The organism is Fibrobacter intestinalis, from assembly GCF_900167415.1.
Lineage (GTDB): Bacteria > Fibrobacterota > Fibrobacteria > Fibrobacterales > Fibrobacteraceae > Hallerella > Hallerella intestinalis.
Window position 1 is genome coordinate 1 of record NZ_FUWU01000112.1, and the last position, 1,859, is coordinate 1,859.

The 1,859-nt window shown below is 41.0% G+C and carries 3 protein-coding genes; all 3 read right to left on the minus strand.

Annotation, left to right across the window (positions count from 1 at the left end):
• Positions 1-50: 50 nt before the first annotated feature.
• On the minus strand, positions 51-635 hold the full coding sequence (locus B5D40_RS15085) for a hypothetical protein (RefSeq protein WP_078777571.1): 585 nt from the start codon (positions 633-635) through the stop codon (positions 51-53).
• A gap of 116 nt (positions 636-751) precedes the next feature.
• Positions 752-1,660 carry a hypothetical protein gene (locus tag B5D40_RS15090; RefSeq protein ID WP_143394528.1) on the minus strand — a complete coding sequence of 303 codons (909 nt, stop codon included), beginning with the start codon at positions 1,658-1,660 and terminating at the stop codon, positions 752-754.
• A gap of 80 nt (positions 1,661-1,740) precedes the next feature.
• Positions 1,741-1,851, minus strand: coding sequence for a hypothetical protein (locus B5D40_RS16620; RefSeq protein ID WP_407643907.1), 111 nt, complete (start codon positions 1,849-1,851; stop codon positions 1,741-1,743).
• Positions 1,852-1,859 lie beyond the last annotated feature (8 nt).

The window sequence follows — 1,859 nt, forward strand, 5'->3', positions numbered from 1 at the left end:
TACTGTTTTTGCCTTCTGTGGAACGGAATGAACAAAAAATGCGAACGTCCTTATCTTGCGTTCGCAAAGTGACTTTTTAAGGGCTGACTATTTATCAATTTTCTTTGCTCATCCGACGAAAACGCCATCAGATTCTGCTTTGCCCGAGCGGCAGGGGTTTCATCGGGATGCCTCAAATATGTTGTAGATATCGCAAACTTCGTTTTGCCGGTAAAAACATCCGATTCAAACCGATGATGGTAATAGATAATTAATGCTTCTAATGCCGTAAAATATCCGGAAACCATCAAGTCTGGCTTGATATCTTTCCATCTTTCTCTAAATTCAATAGCATTCTTGTATATGACGGAATCTTTAGGTGCTCCTGCCTTGACAATGTTTTTTTTATCATCAAATCCCGCATAGGCAAGTGCCCATATATGGTCCGTTTTCCATCTGTTTCCCGGAGTTGTTCGGAATTCATTTGTATAACCTGGTGGATAGACGGACTCCTTCGTATCTTCGGGAACGTAGAAAATGTTACTGTATTTGAACTCTGTTTCGCTCTGATTGTTGTAAGAAGCAACCAATTCCTCACAGTCGGCAATGCCCATATATTCAATATCAAACAGCTTTTCAACTTTGCCGTCTTTCATGGAATGCAAATAATCCGCCTATGCAAGTGTCGGGAGCCAGTGGCCCTGTTCCTTGTAAATATCAGGCCAGAAGAGAATTTTTTTCTTGTCAGCCATAAAGCCCCTATAAGAATAATTTAAAGCCCTAACCAACCCAAAAAGTCCAGGTATGCAAAAGTGCTTTGCGTTCCACCATTTGAAACAACCCTGACGGAAATATCAAATGGCTTGCCATTGTAAACCATCGTACCAATAATTTCAATACATATACTTGTCTGGTCATTACCGGCAACCAGAATACCATCGTTTGCAACGTCAGTAACAGAGCATAAATGGCTATAAACATTCTCCCAACCATTGGCTTTTAGTAAATTTGGCACATCATCCCTATCATACATTATGTAATCAACCATTGTTTTGTCTGTCGGATAAGCCCAATATATTGTGGACTCATCCTGATATGACAAATTGTTTATGTAATTGGTCGAGAAAATTCCATTCATATACGTTCTTGCAACATACTCGACATCTGTCGAATACGAGTTCAACGAACCACTTGCTGCGTTGCCAATTATTGAAAAAACTGCGTTGAAATCATAACCACCTTCTTCATTTGATGAAAGCCACATCTGGAAAACAACCTTGAAGCCGCCGTCTTCCTTGTGGTTGTAATACATATATTTTTCGGAGTTGACATATTGTCTGACATCCAGGGGAATGTCGTCACCGACTTTTTCTCCCCAATTATTCATCACCAGAATCTGGTAGTATGAATCATACGATTTGGAAAGAGCGCTAAGCTTCACTTTCGATACACACGAGGAATTGCCATTAGGCACCCAATTAAGCGCAGTAGAGTACATTTCGGGGAGGGAACTTGGAATAGGCAGGTATTTTTCAGCCATGGCAATGCAAGCAGAATTATCTACTTTCAGATTGTCTCCGGAACTGGGACTAGAGGAACTTGTTCCTGTTCCCGAATCAGAAGAACAGGCGAAAATAAACAGGGTGGCTGATAATGCCAAATATTTACAGAAAGTTTTCATAGCGGTATCACTCCTTTCTCACATGAACTGGTCGGTTTTTTCCGACAGGAAAAACCGATTTCTTAGTTGAACTGTTTTCGTCATGCAGCCACCTTCAGGACCATATGGTTAAAATATACCTCCGAAGGGGTGTGATTTTCAAGGGATGAGTGTCTGCGACGGTCATTATACCGGTCAATGAACGACTTGATTCCCTTGA